13 protein-coding genes are annotated in these 16,911 nt (G+C 73.8%); 2 read left to right on the top strand and 11 right to left on the bottom strand.

All coding sequences use genetic code 11. The annotated features are described in order from the left end of the window. Nucleotides 1–43 precede the first annotated feature (43 nt). Nucleotides 44–787: a 4'-phosphopantetheinyl transferase family protein gene (locus tag ACZ4QV_RS02000; RefSeq protein ID WP_361617356.1), complete on the top strand. Its 744-nt coding sequence runs from the start codon at nt 44–46 to the stop codon at nt 785–787. 10 nt (nt 788–797) lie between these two features. Here the strand turns inward: ACZ4QV_RS02000 and ACZ4QV_RS01995 are convergent, their stop codons facing one another. The 10 genes from ACZ4QV_RS01995 to ACZ4QV_RS01950 are packed head-to-tail and all read right to left on the bottom strand — an operon-like array spanning nt 798 to nt 12,948. Further along, a complete protein-coding gene (locus ACZ4QV_RS01995; RefSeq protein WP_361617357.1) occupies nt 798–2,435 on the bottom strand; it encodes an amino acid adenylation domain-containing protein in 1,638 nt (545 codons plus the stop codon). Next, nucleotides 2,432–3,700: an MFS transporter gene (locus tag ACZ4QV_RS01990; RefSeq protein WP_361586084.1), complete on the bottom strand. Its 1,269-nt coding sequence runs from the start codon at nt 3,698–3,700 to the stop codon at nt 2,432–2,434. The genes ACZ4QV_RS01995 and ACZ4QV_RS01990 overlap by 4 nt, the downstream gene beginning before the upstream one ends. After that, nucleotides 3,697–4,860 (bottom strand): HAD-IIIC family phosphatase, encoded by a 1,164-nt coding sequence (locus tag ACZ4QV_RS01985; protein ID WP_361617359.1) that lies wholly within the window; start codon nt 4,858–4,860, stop codon nt 3,697–3,699. Before ACZ4QV_RS01985 ends, ACZ4QV_RS01990 begins: the two co-directional genes overlap by 4 nt. After that, a complete protein-coding gene (locus ACZ4QV_RS01980; RefSeq protein ID WP_361146543.1) occupies nt 4,857–5,861 on the bottom strand; it encodes a 3-oxoacyl-[acyl-carrier-protein] synthase III C-terminal domain-containing protein in 1,005 nt (334 codons plus the stop codon). The genes ACZ4QV_RS01985 and ACZ4QV_RS01980 overlap by 4 nt, the downstream gene beginning before the upstream one ends. Continuing rightward, nucleotides 5,858–6,970 carry an acyl-CoA dehydrogenase family protein gene (locus ACZ4QV_RS01975; RefSeq protein ID WP_361586078.1) on the bottom strand — a complete coding sequence of 371 codons (1,113 nt, stop codon included), beginning with the start codon at nt 6,968–6,970 and terminating at the stop codon, nt 5,858–5,860. Before ACZ4QV_RS01975 ends, ACZ4QV_RS01980 begins: the two co-directional genes overlap by 4 nt. Continuing rightward, a complete protein-coding gene (locus tag ACZ4QV_RS01970; protein WP_361146548.1) occupies nt 6,967–7,263 on the bottom strand; it encodes an acyl carrier protein in 297 nt (98 codons plus the stop codon). Before ACZ4QV_RS01970 ends, ACZ4QV_RS01975 begins: the two co-directional genes overlap by 4 nt. Continuing rightward, on the bottom strand, nt 7,260–8,213 hold the full coding sequence (locus ACZ4QV_RS01965) for a 3-hydroxyacyl-CoA dehydrogenase family protein (RefSeq protein ID WP_467762483.1): 954 nt from the start codon (nt 8,211–8,213) through the stop codon (nt 7,260–7,262). The genes ACZ4QV_RS01970 and ACZ4QV_RS01965 overlap by 4 nt, the downstream gene beginning before the upstream one ends. Before the next feature lie 4 nt (nt 8,214–8,217). Continuing rightward, nucleotides 8,218–11,706 (bottom strand): thioester reductase domain-containing protein, encoded by a 3,489-nt coding sequence (locus tag ACZ4QV_RS01960; RefSeq protein WP_467762482.1) that lies wholly within the window; start codon nt 11,704–11,706, stop codon nt 8,218–8,220. Further along, nucleotides 11,703–12,122 (bottom strand): acyl carrier protein, encoded by a 420-nt coding sequence (locus tag ACZ4QV_RS01955; RefSeq protein ID WP_361146553.1) that lies wholly within the window; start codon nt 12,120–12,122, stop codon nt 11,703–11,705. The genes ACZ4QV_RS01960 and ACZ4QV_RS01955 overlap by 4 nt, the downstream gene beginning before the upstream one ends. Beyond that, entirely contained in the window at nt 12,115–12,948 is an 834-nt protein-coding gene (locus ACZ4QV_RS01950; protein WP_361146556.1) for a sugar phosphate isomerase/epimerase family protein, read from the bottom strand. The genes ACZ4QV_RS01955 and ACZ4QV_RS01950 overlap by 8 nt, the downstream gene beginning before the upstream one ends. Before the next feature lie 1,037 nt (nt 12,949–13,985). On the opposite strand from ACZ4QV_RS01950, the gene ACZ4QV_RS01945 reads away from it, so the two are divergent. Further along, nucleotides 13,986–15,218, top strand: a complete 1,233-nt coding sequence (locus tag ACZ4QV_RS01945) for a cytochrome P450 (protein ID WP_361586063.1) — start codon at nt 13,986–13,988, stop codon at nt 15,216–15,218. Between the two features lie 247 nt (nt 15,219–15,465). On the opposite strand, the gene ACZ4QV_RS01940 is transcribed toward ACZ4QV_RS01945, so the two are convergent. Further along, nucleotides 15,466–16,704, bottom strand: a complete 1,239-nt coding sequence (locus ACZ4QV_RS01940) for a cytochrome P450 (RefSeq protein ID WP_361147360.1) — start codon at nt 16,702–16,704, stop codon at nt 15,466–15,468. Nucleotides 16,705–16,911 lie beyond the last annotated feature (207 nt).

Genomic DNA, 16,911 nt, shown 5'->3' with positions numbered 1-16,911 from the left:
GGTGGCTTGCCCGGGCCGTGGCCGCACTGGAAAGGTGCTCTCCGTGACGGGGACGGACGGGCAGCCGACGGCGGTGGTGGCGGGTACGGACGAGGTGCTGGGGTGGGTCCCGGCGTACGGGCGGCTGCTCACCGGCGTGGAGCGGCGGCGTGCTGACGCGTTCCTCACCCCGGCGCTGCGGGCCGACTTCATCGCCGCGCACGTCCTGGTGCGGCTCTGCGCCGCCAAGCTGCTGGACCGGGCGGCGGACTCCCTCGTACTGGAGCAGCACTGCCCCGGCTGCGGCTCCGACGAGCACGGCAGGCCGGGCCTCGCCGGGCTGCCGCAGGTGTACGTGAGCCTGTCGCACACGACGGGCGTGGTGGCCGCCGCGGTGGGCCACGAGCCGGTCGGCGTGGATGTGGAGCGGCGGGCGCTGCCGGACAGCGTGCGGGGCGCGGGGGACCGGGTGCTGAGCGCGGCCGAGCGGGCGGCGATGCGCGAACACGCCGACCCCGACGCGTACTTCCTGCGCCAGTGGGTCCGCAAGGAGTGCTTCGTCAAGCTGGGCAGGACCACGCTGGGCGGGCTGGCCGCCCTGGACCTCTCGGGCCTGCCCGACCGGAGCGGCGCCCCGTCCCGCCACGGCAGCCCGTCCCGCCACGGCGACCTGTACGTGCTCGACCACACGGACGTACGCCGGGACGCCGTGGCGGCCGTGGTGAGCACGGCGCGGCCCCGCATCGGCGCGGCGGTCCCGCACACCGACCCGGAACCCCCCGCCGACCCGGCACGCCGGAGCACCTGACCGCCGCCCCTCACGCCAGCAGCTCGGCGAGCCGCTGCCGGTCGAGCTTGCCGTTGTCGTTGTGCGGCAGCTCCTCCAGGCGCCGGATGCGGCGCGGCACCATGTGCAGCGGCACGTGCTGCCGCAGCCAGTGGCCGAACTCGAGCGCCCGCATCTCCTTGCCCAGGTAGGCGGCCAGCAGACGCACCTCGTCCTTGACCGTGACGGCCACCACGGCCGCCTCGGACACCTCGGGGTGGCGCCGCATCGCGGCCTCCACCTCGCCCAGCTCCACCCGGTGCCCCATGATCTTGACCTGGTTGTCCAGCCGGCCGCGGTGCACCAGCAGGCCGTCCTCGCGGCGCACCCGGTCGCCGGTGCGGTACCAGTGGTCGCGGGTGAGCGGTCCGGTGCCGTCGTACGGGGCGGCGGGCGCGCCGGGTTCGTACCGGACGAAGCGCCCGGCGTTGTCGGCCGGGTCCAGGTAGCCGTCGAAGCGCTGGGCGCCGCGCACGCACAGTTCACCGTCGTCGCAGGGCCGCCCCGCCTCGTCCAGGAGGACCGCCTCCATGTGCGGGTACGGGCGTCCGATGGGCACCGTGCCGTTGGCACTGCCCGTCGCGGCGGTCCCGCCGCCGGCGAGTTCGTGGTCGGTGCAGGTGATGGTCAGTTCGGTCGGCCCGTACAGGTTGTGGATACGGCTGCCGGGCGCGACCTCGTGCCAGCGCGCGGTCAGCCGCGCGGTGACCGGCTCGGCGCTGAAGCAACTGTGGCGCAGCGTGGTGACCTGGCCGGGCGGCAGGTTGCCGTACCGCTCGGCGGTGGTGACCAGCGACGGTACGGAGAACCAGTGGGTGAGGCGGCGGCGCACCACGTAGTCCACGGGCCGGTACAGCTCGTCCTTGTCCGGTACGACGACGGTGGCGCCGGAGCCCCACGCGACGAACAGGTCGTACACGGACGGGTCGAAGGTCAGGCCGAACGTCTGCGACATGCGGCAGCCGGGTCCCGCCTCGTAGCGGGCGATGTTGTACGCCACGTACGGGGAGACGTTGCGGTGGCGGACCGGCACGCCCTTGGGGCGGCCGGTGGAGCCGGAGGTGAACAGCAGGTACGCCTCGGCCTCCGGGTCGCCGGGATGGGCGGGCAGGGCGTCGGCGGGCGGCTCCGGGAGGCCGTCGGCGTCGTCCGGTACGACGGTCACCGGCGGCCGGAAGTCCGCGGGCAGCCCGGCGAACGTGTCGCGGTGCTCCTCGCCGACGAGGACGGCGCCGACCCCGGCGCGGCGCGCGATGTCGAGGGTGCGGGGCAGCGGGTGGTCGGCGTTGAGGGGGACGGCGCAGGAGCCGAGGCGCTGCACGGCCAGGTACGCCACGTACGCGGCCACGGTCCGGGTGGTGATCAGCGCGATCCGGGCCGGCGGACGGGCCGGGCCGTCGCCCGCGGGCTGCTCGGCGAGGACGCGGGCCGCCAGGGCCAGCACCCGGCGGTGCAGTGCGCCGTAGGTCAGGGTCTGCTCGCCCAGTTCGAGGGCCGGGGCGTCCGGCCACCGGCGGGCCGAGTCGGCGAACCACTGGTAGAGGGTGCGGTCTTCCAAGGCGGGCTCCTGGCGTACGGGGTCCTCGGTGGGCGGGACGGGAGGGGTGCCGACGGCGCGCGTGCGGTTCACGAGGCGGCCTCCGCCGGTGCGTCCGGGGCCCCGGCGCAGCGCTCCTGCGCCGTCCCCATCCGGACGACCGGGCGCGCGACCACCGCGAACAGCAGCAGCACCACGGCTCCGGCGGCCGTGTACGGGACGTTGACCTCGACCGCCTTGGCGAGCGCGCCGCCCGCCAGCGCGCCCAGCGGGATGGTGCCGGTGCCCACCAGCCGGTAGACGCCGTTGAGCCGGCCGAGCTGGTCGGGCGGGGTGGTGGCCTGGCGGAAGGAGACGGTCAGCGCCTGGTAGACGGCGGCGCCGAGCGCCATCAGGGCGAAGCCGGCGGCCGCGACGAACGCGTGGTGCACCAGGCCGGTCAGCAGCATCGCGACGCCCATCAGGACCATGCCGCCGAGGGCCGCCGGGAAGGTGCCGAACCGGTCCGCCAAGCGCGCGTTGAGCAGTCCGCCGACGATGCCGCCGAGCGCGCCGACGGCCAGGAACACGCCGAAGGCGGCTTCCGGGAGGCCGAGCCAGCGCACGACGTAGAGGACTTCGAGGGTGCCGGTGACGGCCATGCAGAAGTTCAGCGCCCCGAGCATGCCCGCCAGGGTGGCCAGCAGCCGGTCGGCGCGCAGCAGGCGCACGCCGTCCAGGATCATGGTGCGCCATCGCGGCGCGGCGCCCGGCTCGGCGGGCCCGGCGGACGGTCCGGGCGAGCGCGGGAGGGTGACCAGCAGGGCCACGCCGAACAGGAACGACACCCCGTCGATCAGGAACGGCAGGCCCGCCCCGGCGACGAAGGCGAGACTGCCGAGCGGCTGTCCGGCGGAGTCGCGGAAGATGAGCTGGGCCACGTGCAGCCGCCCGTTGGCGGCGGCGAGCCGGGAGGTGTCCACCACCATCGGCAGGTACGACTGGGACGCCACGATGTGCACCGTCTCGCCCAGCCCGAGCACCGCCGCCACCGCGCAGACCACCGGCAGGCTCACCACGCCCGTCACCACCGTCAGCGTGAGGACCAGGACCGCGGCCGCGCGCATCAGGTCGACGCCGATGAGCAGCGCGCGCCGGTCGGCCAGGTCCGCCCAGACTCCGGCCAGCGGCGACAGCAGCAGCGGCAGCCAGTTGGCGACCGTCACCAGGGAGATCAGCAGTGGGTCGGTGGTGAGCGAGAGGGCGAGCAGCGGCAGGGCGGTCAGCCGTACGCCGTCGCCCAGCGCGGAGACCGCGGTGGACGCCCACAGCCGTCCGAAGGCGCCCCGGCCGGGGCCCGCCACGGCCCCGCCCGTCATGCCCACGGTTTCCCGGTGCCGTCGCCGGACCACAGGGCGGGGCCGGTGACGGTCAGGGTCGTCGGTGCGGTCTGCCGCCGCGGGACCAGGTGCAGGCGCTGGACGTCCGCCGGGGTTCCGGCAGCCGCCTCCCGGCCGTCCTCCTGGCACGCGCACGGCTTCGCGTCGAAGCCCGCGAACCGGTACGCGACCTCCATGATCCGGTTGCGGTCGGTGCGCCGGAAGTCGGCCTCCAGGTGGACTCCGGCCCGGGTGGCCTGGTCGGCGGTCCAGCGCAGCAGCTGCGTACCGATGCCGAAGTTGACCACCCGGCAGGAGGTGGCGAGCAGCTTCAGGCGCCAGCGGCCCGGCTGCCGCTCCAGCAGGGCGACGCCGACCGCGCCGTGCGAGCCGAAGCGGTCCTCGACGGTCGTGATCAGCACCTCGTGGTCCGGGTCGGTGAGCAGGGCGCGCAGGTCGGCGTCGGAGTAGTGCACGCCGGTCGCGTTCATCTGGCTGGTGCGCAGGGTCAGTTCCTCGACGCGGGCGAGGTCGTCCTCGTGGGCGCGGGCGATGCGCATCCGCATGTCCAGGGAGCGCAGGAAGTCCTCGTCCGGGCCGTTGAACTCGCTCTGGGCGGTCTCGCGCCGGAACTTCTCCTGGTACACGGCCCGGCGGCGGCGGGCGTCGGCGGTGACGGCGGGCGCGAAGTCCGGCAGGTCCGGCAGCCCGGCCGCCGCGGGAGCGTCGTAGCAGCGCACGTCCGGCAGGTGGTGGGCGACCTCGGCGCGCTCGGTGCGCTGGTCGTCGATGAACGCGAGGGTGTTCTGTGCGAAGTTCAGCCGTTCGGCGACGGCGCGTACGGCGTCGGACTTGCGGCCCCAGCCGATGTGCGGCAGGACGAAGTACTCGGCGACGCCGAGGCTCTCCAGCCGGGTCCAGGCGTCGTCGTACTCGTTGCGGCTGGCCACCGACTGGAGGATGCCACGCTCGTCCAGGGCCTTCAGCGTCTCCAGGACGCCGGGCCGCAGGACGAGTTCGTCGTGCTCCAGCAGGGTCCCCTGCCACAGGGTGTTGTCCAGGTCCCAGACCAGGCACTTCACCGCGGGACGTACGGCGGTCTCCGCCGCGTCCGTGGGGGTGCCGGTCTCCGCCGTCTCGGTGGCCGCCATGCCGGTCATACCTCCCAGAGGGTCACGGCCCAGGCCGCGACGGGGCTGTTGTTCAGGACGAGGACGAGGTCGCCCGGGGCCAGGTCGCCGCGGGCCAGCAGCCGGTCGAGGTTGAGCACCACGTCCATGGCGCCGGTGTGGCCGTACGCCTGGAGGTTCTCGCCGCACACCGGGTGGACCGGCAGGCCGAGCAGGGTCTCGTAGAACTGGAAGGCCGGCGCGGTGACGTTCTGCATGAGGGTGGCGGCGATCCGCTGCCGCTCCACACCCGCGTCGTCCAGCACCTGCCCGACCAGGCGCTTGAGGTGCTGCTGGCTGTGCAGGGCCAGTTCGAAGCGGTAGCGGTCGGCGGAACTGACCTCCTCGCGCCACTCGTACCAGGGGGCGTTCTTGTAGTCGACCTGGAGGAGGTCGTGGAACCGGCCGTCGGTGTGCTGGCGGTGGGCACGCAGTACGGGTCGGCCGCCGCGCACCAGGGTCATGGCGAAGGCGCCGTCGCCGACGACGGTGACCGGGTGGCGTACCCGGTCCAGGGCGACCGGGCGGCTGGCGTGCGCGATCATCACGGACTGCCGGGCCGGGTCGGCGACGAGGAGGTCCCTGGCCAGGGCCCAGGCCGCGCTGGAGCCCGTACAGCCCAGGCCGTCCAGGACGAAGGAGAACGACGGGGTGAGCCCGGCCTCGTGCGCGACGTGGCCGGAACCGGAGCCGAGCAGCACCTCGGGGGCGCGGGCGCCGACGACCACCAGGATGTCGGGGTCCGGGGCGGCCGGGTCCTTCGCGCGCAGTTCCCGTACGGCCTGGGCGGCGAGCCCCGCGGCCGTCGCCCCGTCGTCGAACCGGCCGACCGTGCGGATGCCGCAGTCGCGCGCGAACTCGGCCTCCTCGCGCGGCAGTCCGGCGATCTCGTCCAGCTTCCCGACGGGCACCGGCTCGCCGGGCAGGAGGCAGTGCACCGCCCCCACCCCGACGGCCGTGTCCGCGCTGCTGCCCGTGTCCGTCGTCGTCATCCCCGGCCCGTCCGTACGTGGTCCGCGAGGAGCAGCTGGCTGATCTCCGTGCTGCCCTCGATGATCTCCATGAGTTTGGCGTCGCGGTAGGCCCGCGCCACCGGGTGGCCGTCGCGGGCGCCGCGGGAGGCCAGCACCTGGACGGCCGTGGCGGCGCCCCGGGTGGCTTCCCGGGAGGCGACGTACTTGGCGACGACGGCCTGGGTGCCCAGCTCCGGCCGGTTCTCGTCCCAGCAGGCGCTGGCGTGCTCGCAGCACCGGAGGGCGACCTGCTCGGCGACGGCCAGTTCGGCCAGGTGCCGGGCGACGAGCTGGTGGTCGGCGAGCGGCTTGCCGAACTGTTCCCGGGTGCGGGTGTGCGCCGCCGTGCTGTCCAGGCACGCGCGCAGGATGCCCGCGCAGCCCCAGGCGACCGAGAGCCGCCCGTAGGTGAGCGCGGCGGTGGCGAGCAGGGCGACCGGCAGGCCGGCGCCGGACAGCAGGTGGCCGGCCGGTACGCGGACGCCGTCGAGGTCCACGTCGGCGTGGCCGGCGGCCCGGCAGCCCATCGGGTCCGGCACCCGGTCGATCCGTACGCCCGGGGCGTCGGCGGGCACCACGACGACGGCGGCCCCGTCCCCGTGGGTCCCGAAGACCACCAGCAGGCTCGCGTAGGCGGCGCCGGTCACCCAGACCTTCGCGCCGGTGACGTGCACGGTGTCACCGTCCCGGCGGATCTCCGTGCGCATCGCCGACAGGTCGCTGCCCGCGCCGCTCTCGGAGAACGCGACGCCGGCCGTCTCTCCCCCGGTGAGCCGGGGCAGGAACGTGCCGCGCTGCGCGGCGGTGCCGAAGCGCTGCACGGTCCAGGCGGCCATGCCCTGCGAGGTCATCAGGGACCGCAGGGAACCGCACAGGGACCCGGCGTGCGCGGTCAGTTCGCCGTTGGCCCGGCTGTCCAGGCCCAGGCCGCCGTGTTCCGCGGCGACCTGGGCGCACAGCAGGCCGCGCCGGGACGCCTCCCGTACCGTCTCCCCGGGAATCCGGCCGGCCAGGTCCCACTCCTCGGCGCGGTCGCCGACGAGGTCGCCGAGCGCGGTGCGGGCGTCCGCGGTCGCCTGTGCCGTCACTGCCCCGCCGCTCCTTCGCCGCGCAGCCGCCGCACCAGGGCGGTGATGGCCGGCACGGTACGGAAGTTGTCCAGGGTCAGGTCGTCGCCCTCGACGGTGACCTGGAACTCCTGCTCGACGTGCTGGAGCAGTTCCAGGGAGAACAGCGAGGAGAACGCTCCGGAGGCGAACAGGTCCTGGTCCACGGCCCAGTCACCGCCGGTACGGGAGCCGAGGAACGCCACCAGGCGCTGCTGGACGTCTCCGGCGCCGGGCCCGGTCGCCGCGTCGGCCTGGTTGTCGACGGTGGTCATGCGCGCGTTCCTCCGTAGGAGTAGAAGCCGTTGCCGGTCTTGTGGCCGAAGTCGCCGGCCCGCACCTTGTCCAGGAGCAGGTCGCAGGCGAGGTATCCGTCGTCGCCGGTGCGGTCGTGCAGCACCTTGAGGGTGTCGACGATGTTGTCCAGGCCGATCAGGTCCGCGGTGGCCAGCGGCCCCGTACGGTGCCCGAAGCAGCCGGTGAAGACGCGGTCCACGGACTCGGCGGCGGCGCGGCCCTCGGCGACCAGCCGGGCCGCGTCGTTGATCACCCGCATCAGGATGCGGTTGGAGACGAAGCCGGGTCCGTCGCCGACGACGACGGCCTCCCGGTCCAGGGCGCTCAGCAGCCGGTCCAGGGCCGCCATGGCCGCGTCGCCGGTGCGCGGGCCGCGGATCACCTCGACCGCCCGGATCAGGTAGGGCGGGTTCATGAAGTGGGTGCCGACGACGTCCGCCGGGCGCTGGGTGTAGCCCGCCAGCTCGTCGACCGGTACGGCCGAGGTGTTGGAGGCGATCAGCGTGCCGGGGCGTACCGCCGCCGAGACGGCGCCCAGCGCCTCGACCTTGGCGTCGGTGGTCTCGGTGACCGCCTCGACGACGGCCGCCGCGGTGTCCAGCCGCGCGTACGAGGTGCTCAGGGTCAGTTCGCCGTCCGGGCCCTTGGGCAGCTTGCCCAGCAGCCGGGCGTGCCGCAGTTGCCGGCGCACCGTGCCGCGGGCGCGCTCCAACTGCGCATCGGACACGTCGATCAGCAGGACCGGAAGGCCGCGGCCCACGGCGAGCGTGGCCAGCGCGGTGCCCATGACCCCGGCGCCGACTACGGCCAGCCGGCCGTCGCCCCACCCGTCGTCCTGTCCGTCGTCCTGTCCGTCGTCCCTCGTCGTCCCGTCTGTCGTCGCTGTCGTCGCATCGGTGGACACGTCGGTGGTCCCCTCGGTGGTCACTGGGTCAGACGCCTTCCGTCACATCGGTCAACAAGCCCGCGAAGGTGGGGTTCTCGGCGAGGTGGCGTACGGCCTGAAGGGCCCGCCCGCCGTCCAGGCGGGGGTCCAGACCGTGCTCGTCCAGCCACTCCCCCCACAGCCGGCCCTCCACGTCCACCCGCGGCGTGTCCAGATCGTGGGTCTCGTACAGGGCCATCGTCGACAGCACCGGGTCGCCGGTCTCCAGCGCCCGCCGGCCGGCCAGCCGCGCCCACTCGGCGACCGGGACGGGGCGGGTCGGCGCGCCGAGCGCGCCCAGTTCGGCGAAGAGCGCGGCGAACGTGGTGGCCTCCTCGCCGACCAGGTGGTACGCGCGGCCCGCCGAGCCGGGCTCCCGGCCGAGCTGGACGACCGCGCGGGCCACCAGATCGATCGGTGCCACCGGCAGCGGCATGTCGTCCGCCGGGTGGGCGCCGACGGCCAGGCACGCGGCCACCAGCCGCCAGAGCATGTCCAGGTCGTTGCAGGCACCGGTGGCGGTGTCGCCGCCGATCAGGCCGGGGCGGAAGACCCGTACCCGCATCCCGTCCCGTTCGGCCTTGTCCAGGAGGCGTTCGCTGACCCACTTGGAGATGCCGTAGCCGCCTGCCTCGGGGTCCAGGGGCTGCTCCCGGCGCTCCAGCAGCCGGCCTTCGGAGCCGAGGGCCTGGCCGCAGGCGGCGAGGGTGGAGATGTAACTGATGTCGGTGATGCCGTGGCGGCGCATCCAGCCGAGGAGGTGGTACGTGGCCAGGGTGTTGGCCGGGCGCAGCACCTCGTACGGCTCGGTGAAGACGACGTGGGCGCCGCAGTGCACGACGTGGCGGGTGCGGCGGGCCAGTTCGCCGTCACGGTAGGTCTCGCACACCTCGGCGACGTCCCGCAGGTCGCCGGGGACGACGTGGACGCGTTCCGGGTCGGGCTCGGGGAGCCGGAAGCGTGCGGCGGTCTCACGCAGGCGCCGGTGGCCGTGGTCCTCGTCGTCGGCGCGGACCAGGCAGTAGACGCGGCTGTCGCGGTGGCCGGGGTCCTGGAGGAGTTCGTGTAGCAGGAAGGCGCCGACGAAGCCGGTGGCGCCGGTGAGCAGCACGTCGGTGCCGGGCGGGGTGGCGCGCGGGGCGAGGGGCGGGAGTTCGAGGGCGAGGTCGGCGTCGATGAGGGCGGCGTCGGAGGGGTGGGTGCCGGGCGTCTCACCGGTGGTGGGGCCGGTGGCCGTACCACCGGCGGCGCCTTGCGTCTCCGTACGGCCGGACGCGCCGCGGATCGCTTCGGCGACGCGGGTGACGGTGGCCCGGCTGCCGCCGGTGCGGTGGAGGTTGAGCAGAGTGCCGTACCGCTCCTGCACCTCCAGCGTCATCCGCAGGCCGAGCAGGGACGTGCCGCCGAGGGCGCCGAACTCGTCGTGCGGGCCGATGCCGTCGATCCCGAACAGTTCCTCCCAGAGGGCGGCCAGTTCGCCTTCGAGGCCGGTGGGCGCGTCGGCGTGCGCGGCAGCCGCACTGCGGGCCGCGGGCTGTTCGGTGGTGGTGCTGCCCGGCACGGTGAAGACCGAGTCGTCCAGCGCGGAGCAGCGGCGCCGGGTGTACGGGTACGTGGGCAGCGGGACGCGGCGGCCCGTCCCGTCGTCGAGCGCGCGGGCGTCCACCGGGACGCCGTGCAGCCAGGCGTCGGCGAGCGCGGCGGCGATCCGGTCGCCGGGGCCGGCGCCGTCCGCTGCCGGGATCACGTACCGGCCGGGGCCGCTCTCCCCCTCGCCGACGACGATCAGGTAGGCGTCGGCGGGCAGGGCGGCGGGCACGGTGTCGTGCTGCTCGGTACGGCTGCCGAGGGCCGCCAGCAGCGTGGTGCGCACCGCCTCCGCGCGCTCACCGTCCGCCGTGACGGCCAGGACGGGGCGGCGCGTTGCGGCGCGGACCGTACGGGCGGCGGGCGGCCGGGGCAGACGCAGGGCGGCGGCCAGCCGGTCGGGGGCCGCCGTGACCACCCGGCGCTCGGCGAAGTCCTGCCGTCCGACGCGCAGGGTGTGGGCGATGTCCCCGGGCGCCGCGCGGTCCTGGTCGATCTCGTCGGCCAGGCTGCGGGAGAGCGCGTCGAGTTCGGTGCGGGTCCGGGCGGAGAGCTGGAGCCGTACGACGGGCCGGGCGGGCGCGGACGGGCGCACCGGCTCCGGCGGCGGGGCGAGGACGACGCAGGCGTTGGCGCCGCCCAGGCCCATCGAGTTCACCAGCACCCGGCGGCCGGCGTCGGTGCACCGTTCCAGCTCGGTGGGGACGCGGAAGGGGCTGTCGGCGAGCACGCCGGGGTCCCGGGCGTGCTCGAACATCGGGTGCGGCACCAGGTGGCCGGTGCGCACGACGTGGATCGCCTTGATCAGCCCGGCGATGCCGGCGGCCGACCCGGCGTGCCCGATGTTCGCCTTGACCGTGCCGAGCGCGCAGTGGCCGCGGTCGGACGCGCGGGCGCCCGCCGCGCGCAGCCCGTCGATCAGGCCGCGCAGTTCGACCTGGTCGCCCAGGGGCGTGCCGGAGCCGTGCGCCTCGGCGTAGCGCAGGTCCGCCGGGTCGGTCCCGGCCACCGTGAGCGCGGCGGCGACGACCGAGGCCAGGCCGTCCGGACTGGGCGCGGTGAAGCCGGGCCGGCGGGCGCCGTCGTTGCCGACCGCGCTGCCGCCGATCACCGCGAGCACCGGGTCGCCGTCGGCGAGCGCGTCGGCGAGGCGGCGCAGCACGACGACGCCGATGCCGGAGCCCGCGCCGGTGCCGGTGGAGCGGATGTCGAAGGCGCGGCAGAAGCCGTCCTCGGAGAGCACGCCGCCGGGCTGGTACTGGTAGCCGACGGACGGGTACGACAGTCCGCTGCCGCCCGCCAGGGCGATGTCGCACTCCTCCGACAGCAGGCTCAGGACCGCGTAGTGCACGGCGGTCAGCGAGGAGGAGCAGGCGGTCTGCACGGCCAGGGACGGGCCGCGCAGACCGAGCTTGTACGAGACCCGGGGGGCCATGAAGTCGATGCCGCCGCCCAGTTGGGTGGCCAGGTCGTCGAAGGCGGCGGGGCCTTCCGTACGGGCGCGGGCGTACTGGAGCAGCGTGTTGTACGTGCTGTTGCTCGCCCCGGCGAACACGCCGACCTGCGGCCCGTGCTCACCGTTGGGCAGGTGCCCGGCGCGCTCCAGGCCGTCCCGGCAGGCCTCCAGGAAGAGGCGCTGCTGCGGGTCGATCAGCTCGGCCTCGACGGGGGTGTGGCCGAAGAACTCGGCGGCGAACAGCTCCGGGTCGGCGAGCCGGCCGGACCGGGTCACGAAGCCCGGCGCGGCGGCCGTCTCCGGTGACACACCGCAGCGGCGCAGTTCCTCGGCGGGGATGTCGCGGAGCGAGACCACGCCCTTGTCGAGGTTGCTCCAGAACTCCTCCGGGGTGGCGGCCTCCGGGAACCGGCAGCCGACGCCCACCACCGCTACGGCGGTCTCGCTGTTCATCGCGCGGCGGACCCTTCCGGCTGCTGCGGGCCGGCCGCGTCCGCGGTGTCCGTACGGCCGCGGCGGGCGCTGCCGAGCAGCCGGCCGCGGCCGGCCGGGGCCGCCGCGGCGGGGGCCGGCGGCTCGGGCTCGTCCGACGGGTCCAGCAGCCGGGCCTGGGCGCGCACCGTGTCGTGCCGGAACAGCTCGGCGACCTCCAGCTCGCGGCCGGTCCGGTCGGACAGTTCGTCGCTGAGCATCACCAGCAGCATCGAGTTGCCGCCCGCGTCGAAGAAGCCGGTGTCCAGCGGCACCTCGTCGGTGCCCAGGACGTCCCGCCACGCCTGGCGGACGAGCTGGAGCGGGTCCGCGGGTATGGACGCGCTGTCTTCGGGGTTCGCCACGGGGTCCTCCGGGAGGGTTTCGGTGTCAGACACGCCGCGCCGCCGCGGTGTCGAAGAAGTCGCGGGACCGGGCCATGGCCCGGCCGACCTTGTCGTAGGCGTTCTCCGGGTCGGCGAACGGGCCGACCTCGACGCCGATCCAGGCGGCGTCGACGGCGAGCAGTTGGTCGGTGAAGGCGGCCATGTCCGCGACGCCCTCGCCCGGCACCAGGTGCTCGTGGTACGTGCCGTTGGAGTCGGAGTAGTCGACGCTGTTGACCCGGCCGGGCAGCCGTCCCACCTCGGAGGCGGCCACACCGGCGACGACGAGGTGGGAGACGTCGACGTTGGCCCGCAGGGCCGGGGAGGCGACGTCGTCCAGCAGCCGTACGAGGTCGTCGACGTCGGTGACCAGGGAGGTCTCCATCGGCTCGGGCTTGACGCTGAGCGCGATGCCGCGCGCCTCGGCGTAGTCGGCGAGCCGCCGGACCGAGGCGGCGAGCAACTGCCACTGCGCCTCCTCGGGCCACATGGCGCGCCAGAACCAGTCGCCGAGGAGCAGTTTCATGACCTCGCCGCCCAGTTCCCTGGTGAGGTCGACATGGGCTTCGGCGCGCTTGAGGTGGAATTCCCGCACGACGTCGCGGAAATCGCTGAGGCCGAATGCGTGACAGGCCGTCAGGCTGATGGGCAGGCCCACCGCGTCGGCGTCGTCGCGGAATTGCAGCAGCCGTTCCGGCGCCATTTCCATCGCCTCTTCGACGATGCAGATCCATTCGGCGCCCAGTTCGGCGGCGGCCCGCCACGCGTCCTTGCCCTGGTACGGGGAACCGTAGAACGCCTGGTCCACCAGCAGCCCGAGGCTGATTTGACTGGTCATGGATGGTTCCGCTCCTAGTCGGTGCGTGTCCCGCCCGCGGGGCCGGAAGAGCTTCGGTCTTCTTCCGCGGAAAGGACCCGGCGCGACATTCCGTGGTCCGCAGTGGTGGTCGAGCCGTGACGGGCGCACGGTGCGGGTGCGGAGCGGCCTTTCCTGCTTTCTGCCGCGCCGCGCACCGGTGCGCGTGCCGGCCGCTGCCGTTCCGGGCAGGGCACGGTCCGCTCACGGGAGGGAAGGCTGTCGGTGATCCGGTCGGGAGGGGCGGTCCGGGGCCCTACGAGGCGGTGGCCGCCGGGCGGCGTGGTGGTGCGGTACGGCGGCCGGTCGCACACCGGATCGCGCCGTCGAAGCGGGCACCGGTGCCGGGCACCGCGTCCGCTCTCTCGTCGATTGCCATCATTCGCGCCCCCGTCGGCCAACGATCCTGACGACCTTGTTCCGGCCCTGTCGAACACCGGGATGCTAGCACGCGCCGCTGAGCGCACCGTATGGCGAAATGTCGCCTGATGCCGTCGCGTCCGACCACGTAGTCCCAGCTCAGAGGGGGTAGTTGGACGAAGCGACCGAAAGCGGGAGCGGGTGGTCCGAACGGGCCGGACGGGCCGGGCGGACGGCGTGGACAGCACGGCGGCGCACGCCCGGCGGACACGGCGCGGAGCCGTCCGCCCGCGGGCGGCACCGGCGCACCGCACCGGCAACGGCCGCCGGGCGCGCACCGGGTCACGCCCCTCGTCGCCGTCGGCGCCGATGCCCCGAAGTCCGCCGGCCGGCGCGGGGCAGCACACCACGGAGAGGCGTCGCCCAGGGCTCGGGCAGGTGACGGGAACCGGGGCTGCGGAAATGGCCCGGGAATACCTCGCGGCGATTCACCGCACCCGTCGGCCGGACGTGCTGCGGGGAAACGGAGTCCGGCGGCGGAGTGCGTCCAGGGACTCCGGCCACGACCTCCGCCGCCACGCGGCGAGTTGCTACTGTGCGAATGCGGAGCGGCCGCCTGGGCGACTCCGGCCGAAGAGCCCAAGGAGCAGGGGGAATCCATGCCCAGCCGCATCATGCTGAGCCCGGGGGACATAGCGACGCTGGACCTGACGGACCCGCGTACCCACGCCGAGTACGACCTGAGCGAGGTCTGGCGCCACCTGCGCAGGACGCAGCCGTTCTACTGGCACCCCTCCGTCGGCGGAGCACCGGGATTCTGGGTCGTTTCCCGGCACGCGGACGTCTCCGAAATCTACCGGGACGACAAGCGGTTCACGTCCGAGAAGGGAAATGTCCTCACCACGCTGCTGATGGGCGGGGATTCCGCCGCGGGCATGATGGCCGCGGTGACGGACGGACCGCGGCACGCCGACATCCGCAAGATTCTGCTCAAGGCGTTCTCGCCGCGCGCGCTGGAAGGCGTGGTGGACCACATCCGGCAGTCCACCCGCGCACTGCTCCGCGACGCGGTGGCCCGCGAGGAGTGCGACTTCGCCCGGGACGTCGCGGCGGACATCCCGCTCACCGCGATCTGCGACCTGATGGGCGTGCCCGAGGCGGACCGCGCGAAGGTGCTGGAGCTGACCGCGACGGCCCTCGGCAACGACGGCGCCGCCCAGTCGCCCGTCGCGGCCTGGCAGGCGCGCAACGACATCCTGGCGTACTTCGGCACGCTGGCCGAGGAGCGGCGCAGGAACCCGGGTGACGACGCGGTCAGCGTGCTGGCCACCGGTCTCATCGAGGGCCGGCCGCTGACCATGGACGAGATCGTGGTCAACTGCTACAGCCTGATCATCGGCGGTGACGAGACCAGCCGGATGTCGATGACCGGCGGGGTGCTCGCCCTCGTCGAACACCCCGCCCAGTGGCGGGCCCTGAAGAGCGGCGAGGCGGACATCGCCACCGCCGTCGACGAGATCCTGCGCTGGACGACGCCCGCGCTGCACTTCGGCCGTACGGCCCTGGAGGACGTCCCGGTCGGCGGGCAGGGGCAGGTGATCAGGGCCGGGGACGTCGTCACGCTGTGGAGCGACTCGGCCAACATGGACGAGGAGGTCTTCGACGCCCCGGAGCGGTTCCTGCTCGGCCGCACCCCCAACAAGCACCTGTCCTTCGGGTACGGCCCGCACTTCTGCCTCGGCGCCTACCTCGGCCGGGCGGAGATCGCCGCCATGCTGACCGGTCTGCGCGAGCTCGTCGCCTCGGTGGAACTGCGCGGCGACACCCGCCGCAACTACTCCAACCTGCTGAGCGGCGTCACGAGCCTGCCGGTGGCCCTGCGGGCGGAGTGAGACCGGGGACGGGCGGAGTACTTCCGCCTGCCGGGAGACGAAGCGCGACGACCGGGCCCTCGGCCTTGCGGCCGGGTGCCCGGTCGTCGCGGACAGTCGTTTACGGGAAATATGCGATTGTCGAAGCAGTGAATTGCGCTGCATTGCGCTGCACCGGAAGGGCGGAATCTCGCCCTTCCGGCGAAGCAGGTGAAGCGAATGAAACGCGCTGAATCCGACTAAGCGTGCAAGGCGCGGAAAACCCGGCTCAGCCGTCGACGCGGACCGGCAGCGACTCGATCCCGTACACGATCGACAGCTTGCGGAACGCCAGTTCCTCGGGCCGCACCGCGAGGCGCATGGCGGGGAAGCGCCGCACCAGCGCCGGGTAGGCGGCGCGCAGCTCCATCTTGGCCAGCTCGGCGCCGACGCAGCGGTGGATGCCGTAGCCGAAGGCGAGGTGCGAGGGCACGTTGCGGGACGGGTCGAAGCGCTCCATGTCGGGGCCCAGCTTGCCGTCCCGGTCGGCACCGCTCAGCGAGCACAGCACCACGTCGCCCTTGGCGATCGGCACGCCGGCGATCTCCAGGTCCTCGCGCGCGAACCGGGGGAAGGCCACCTGCACGACGGTGAGGTAGCGCAGCAGCTCCTCCACGTAGCGGTCGGCCGCCTCGTCGCCGTCCTTGAGGGCCGCGAAGTGCGAGTCGTCCTGGAGGAGCACCAGGGCGCCCAGCGCGAGCATGCTGGCGGTCGTCTCGAAGCCGCCGGTCAGGACGCCGTCGGCCAGGCCCGCCAGCTCCTCGTCGCTGACCGAGTCGCCGTGTTCCTTGACGATCATGCCGAGCAGGCCGTCGCCCGGGTTCTGCCGCTGCTTCTTGACCACCTCACGGAAATACGAGAGCGATTCCGATATGGCGCCGAAGGAGGCGTTGGCGCCGCTGAAAAGGTCGAAGCGGGCGGCGCTCAGCCGCTCGAAGTCCGCGCGGTCCTCGTACGGAACTCCGAGGAGTTCGCAAATGACCAGCGAGGGAATGGGCAGGGCGAACATCTCCACCAGGTCGACCGGGTCGCCGGAGGCGCCGGCCTTCTCCATGGCGTCCAGCCGCTCCTCCACGATCTCGTGGATACGGGGCGTGAGCCGGTTGAGGCGGCGCATGGTGAATTCGGGCGTCAGCAGACGGCGCAGCCGGGTGTGCACCGGCGGGTCGGCGAAACCGAGGCCGCCGGGGTTCTGGTCGGTGCTGGCGCCGGCCTGCCCGATGAGGTTGGTGAAGTCGGAGCTGAAGGCGTTGCCCTTGCCCAGGACGGCCTTGACCTCGTCGTAACCGGTGACCAGCCACACATTGGCGGCGATCGGCACCGGCAGCTTGCTGATGGGCTCCTTCTCCCGCACCGTGGCCAGCTCGCCCACCGGGTCCAGTCCGTCCCGCCGCAGCGGCATCAACACAGACTCGGGCAAGAAAGACATCCGAGACAGGTCGAAGCCCTTCTTCCGTGTCCTTGCCATATACAGGCGGCCGGCCCAGGCGATGATCCGGGAACGGAGAGTCGTCATGACGCTAATACTGCCTTTCGTCGAGGGGGACGGTCACCCGCCCTCGGCGGGCCCCGGTAAGGGCTGCCGAACGCCGGGACATCCGCTCGGCGTTCGCGGATGTGACGTGCGCCATGGACCGGTCGGCCGCATCCAGCGTGACGAGCTCAGCCTTGTATA

It is taken from the genome of Streptomyces sp. NPDC026394, assembly GCF_055567735.1.
Note: the sequence above shows the minus strand (reverse complement) of the source record. Positions and strands in the feature narration are given on the sequence as shown.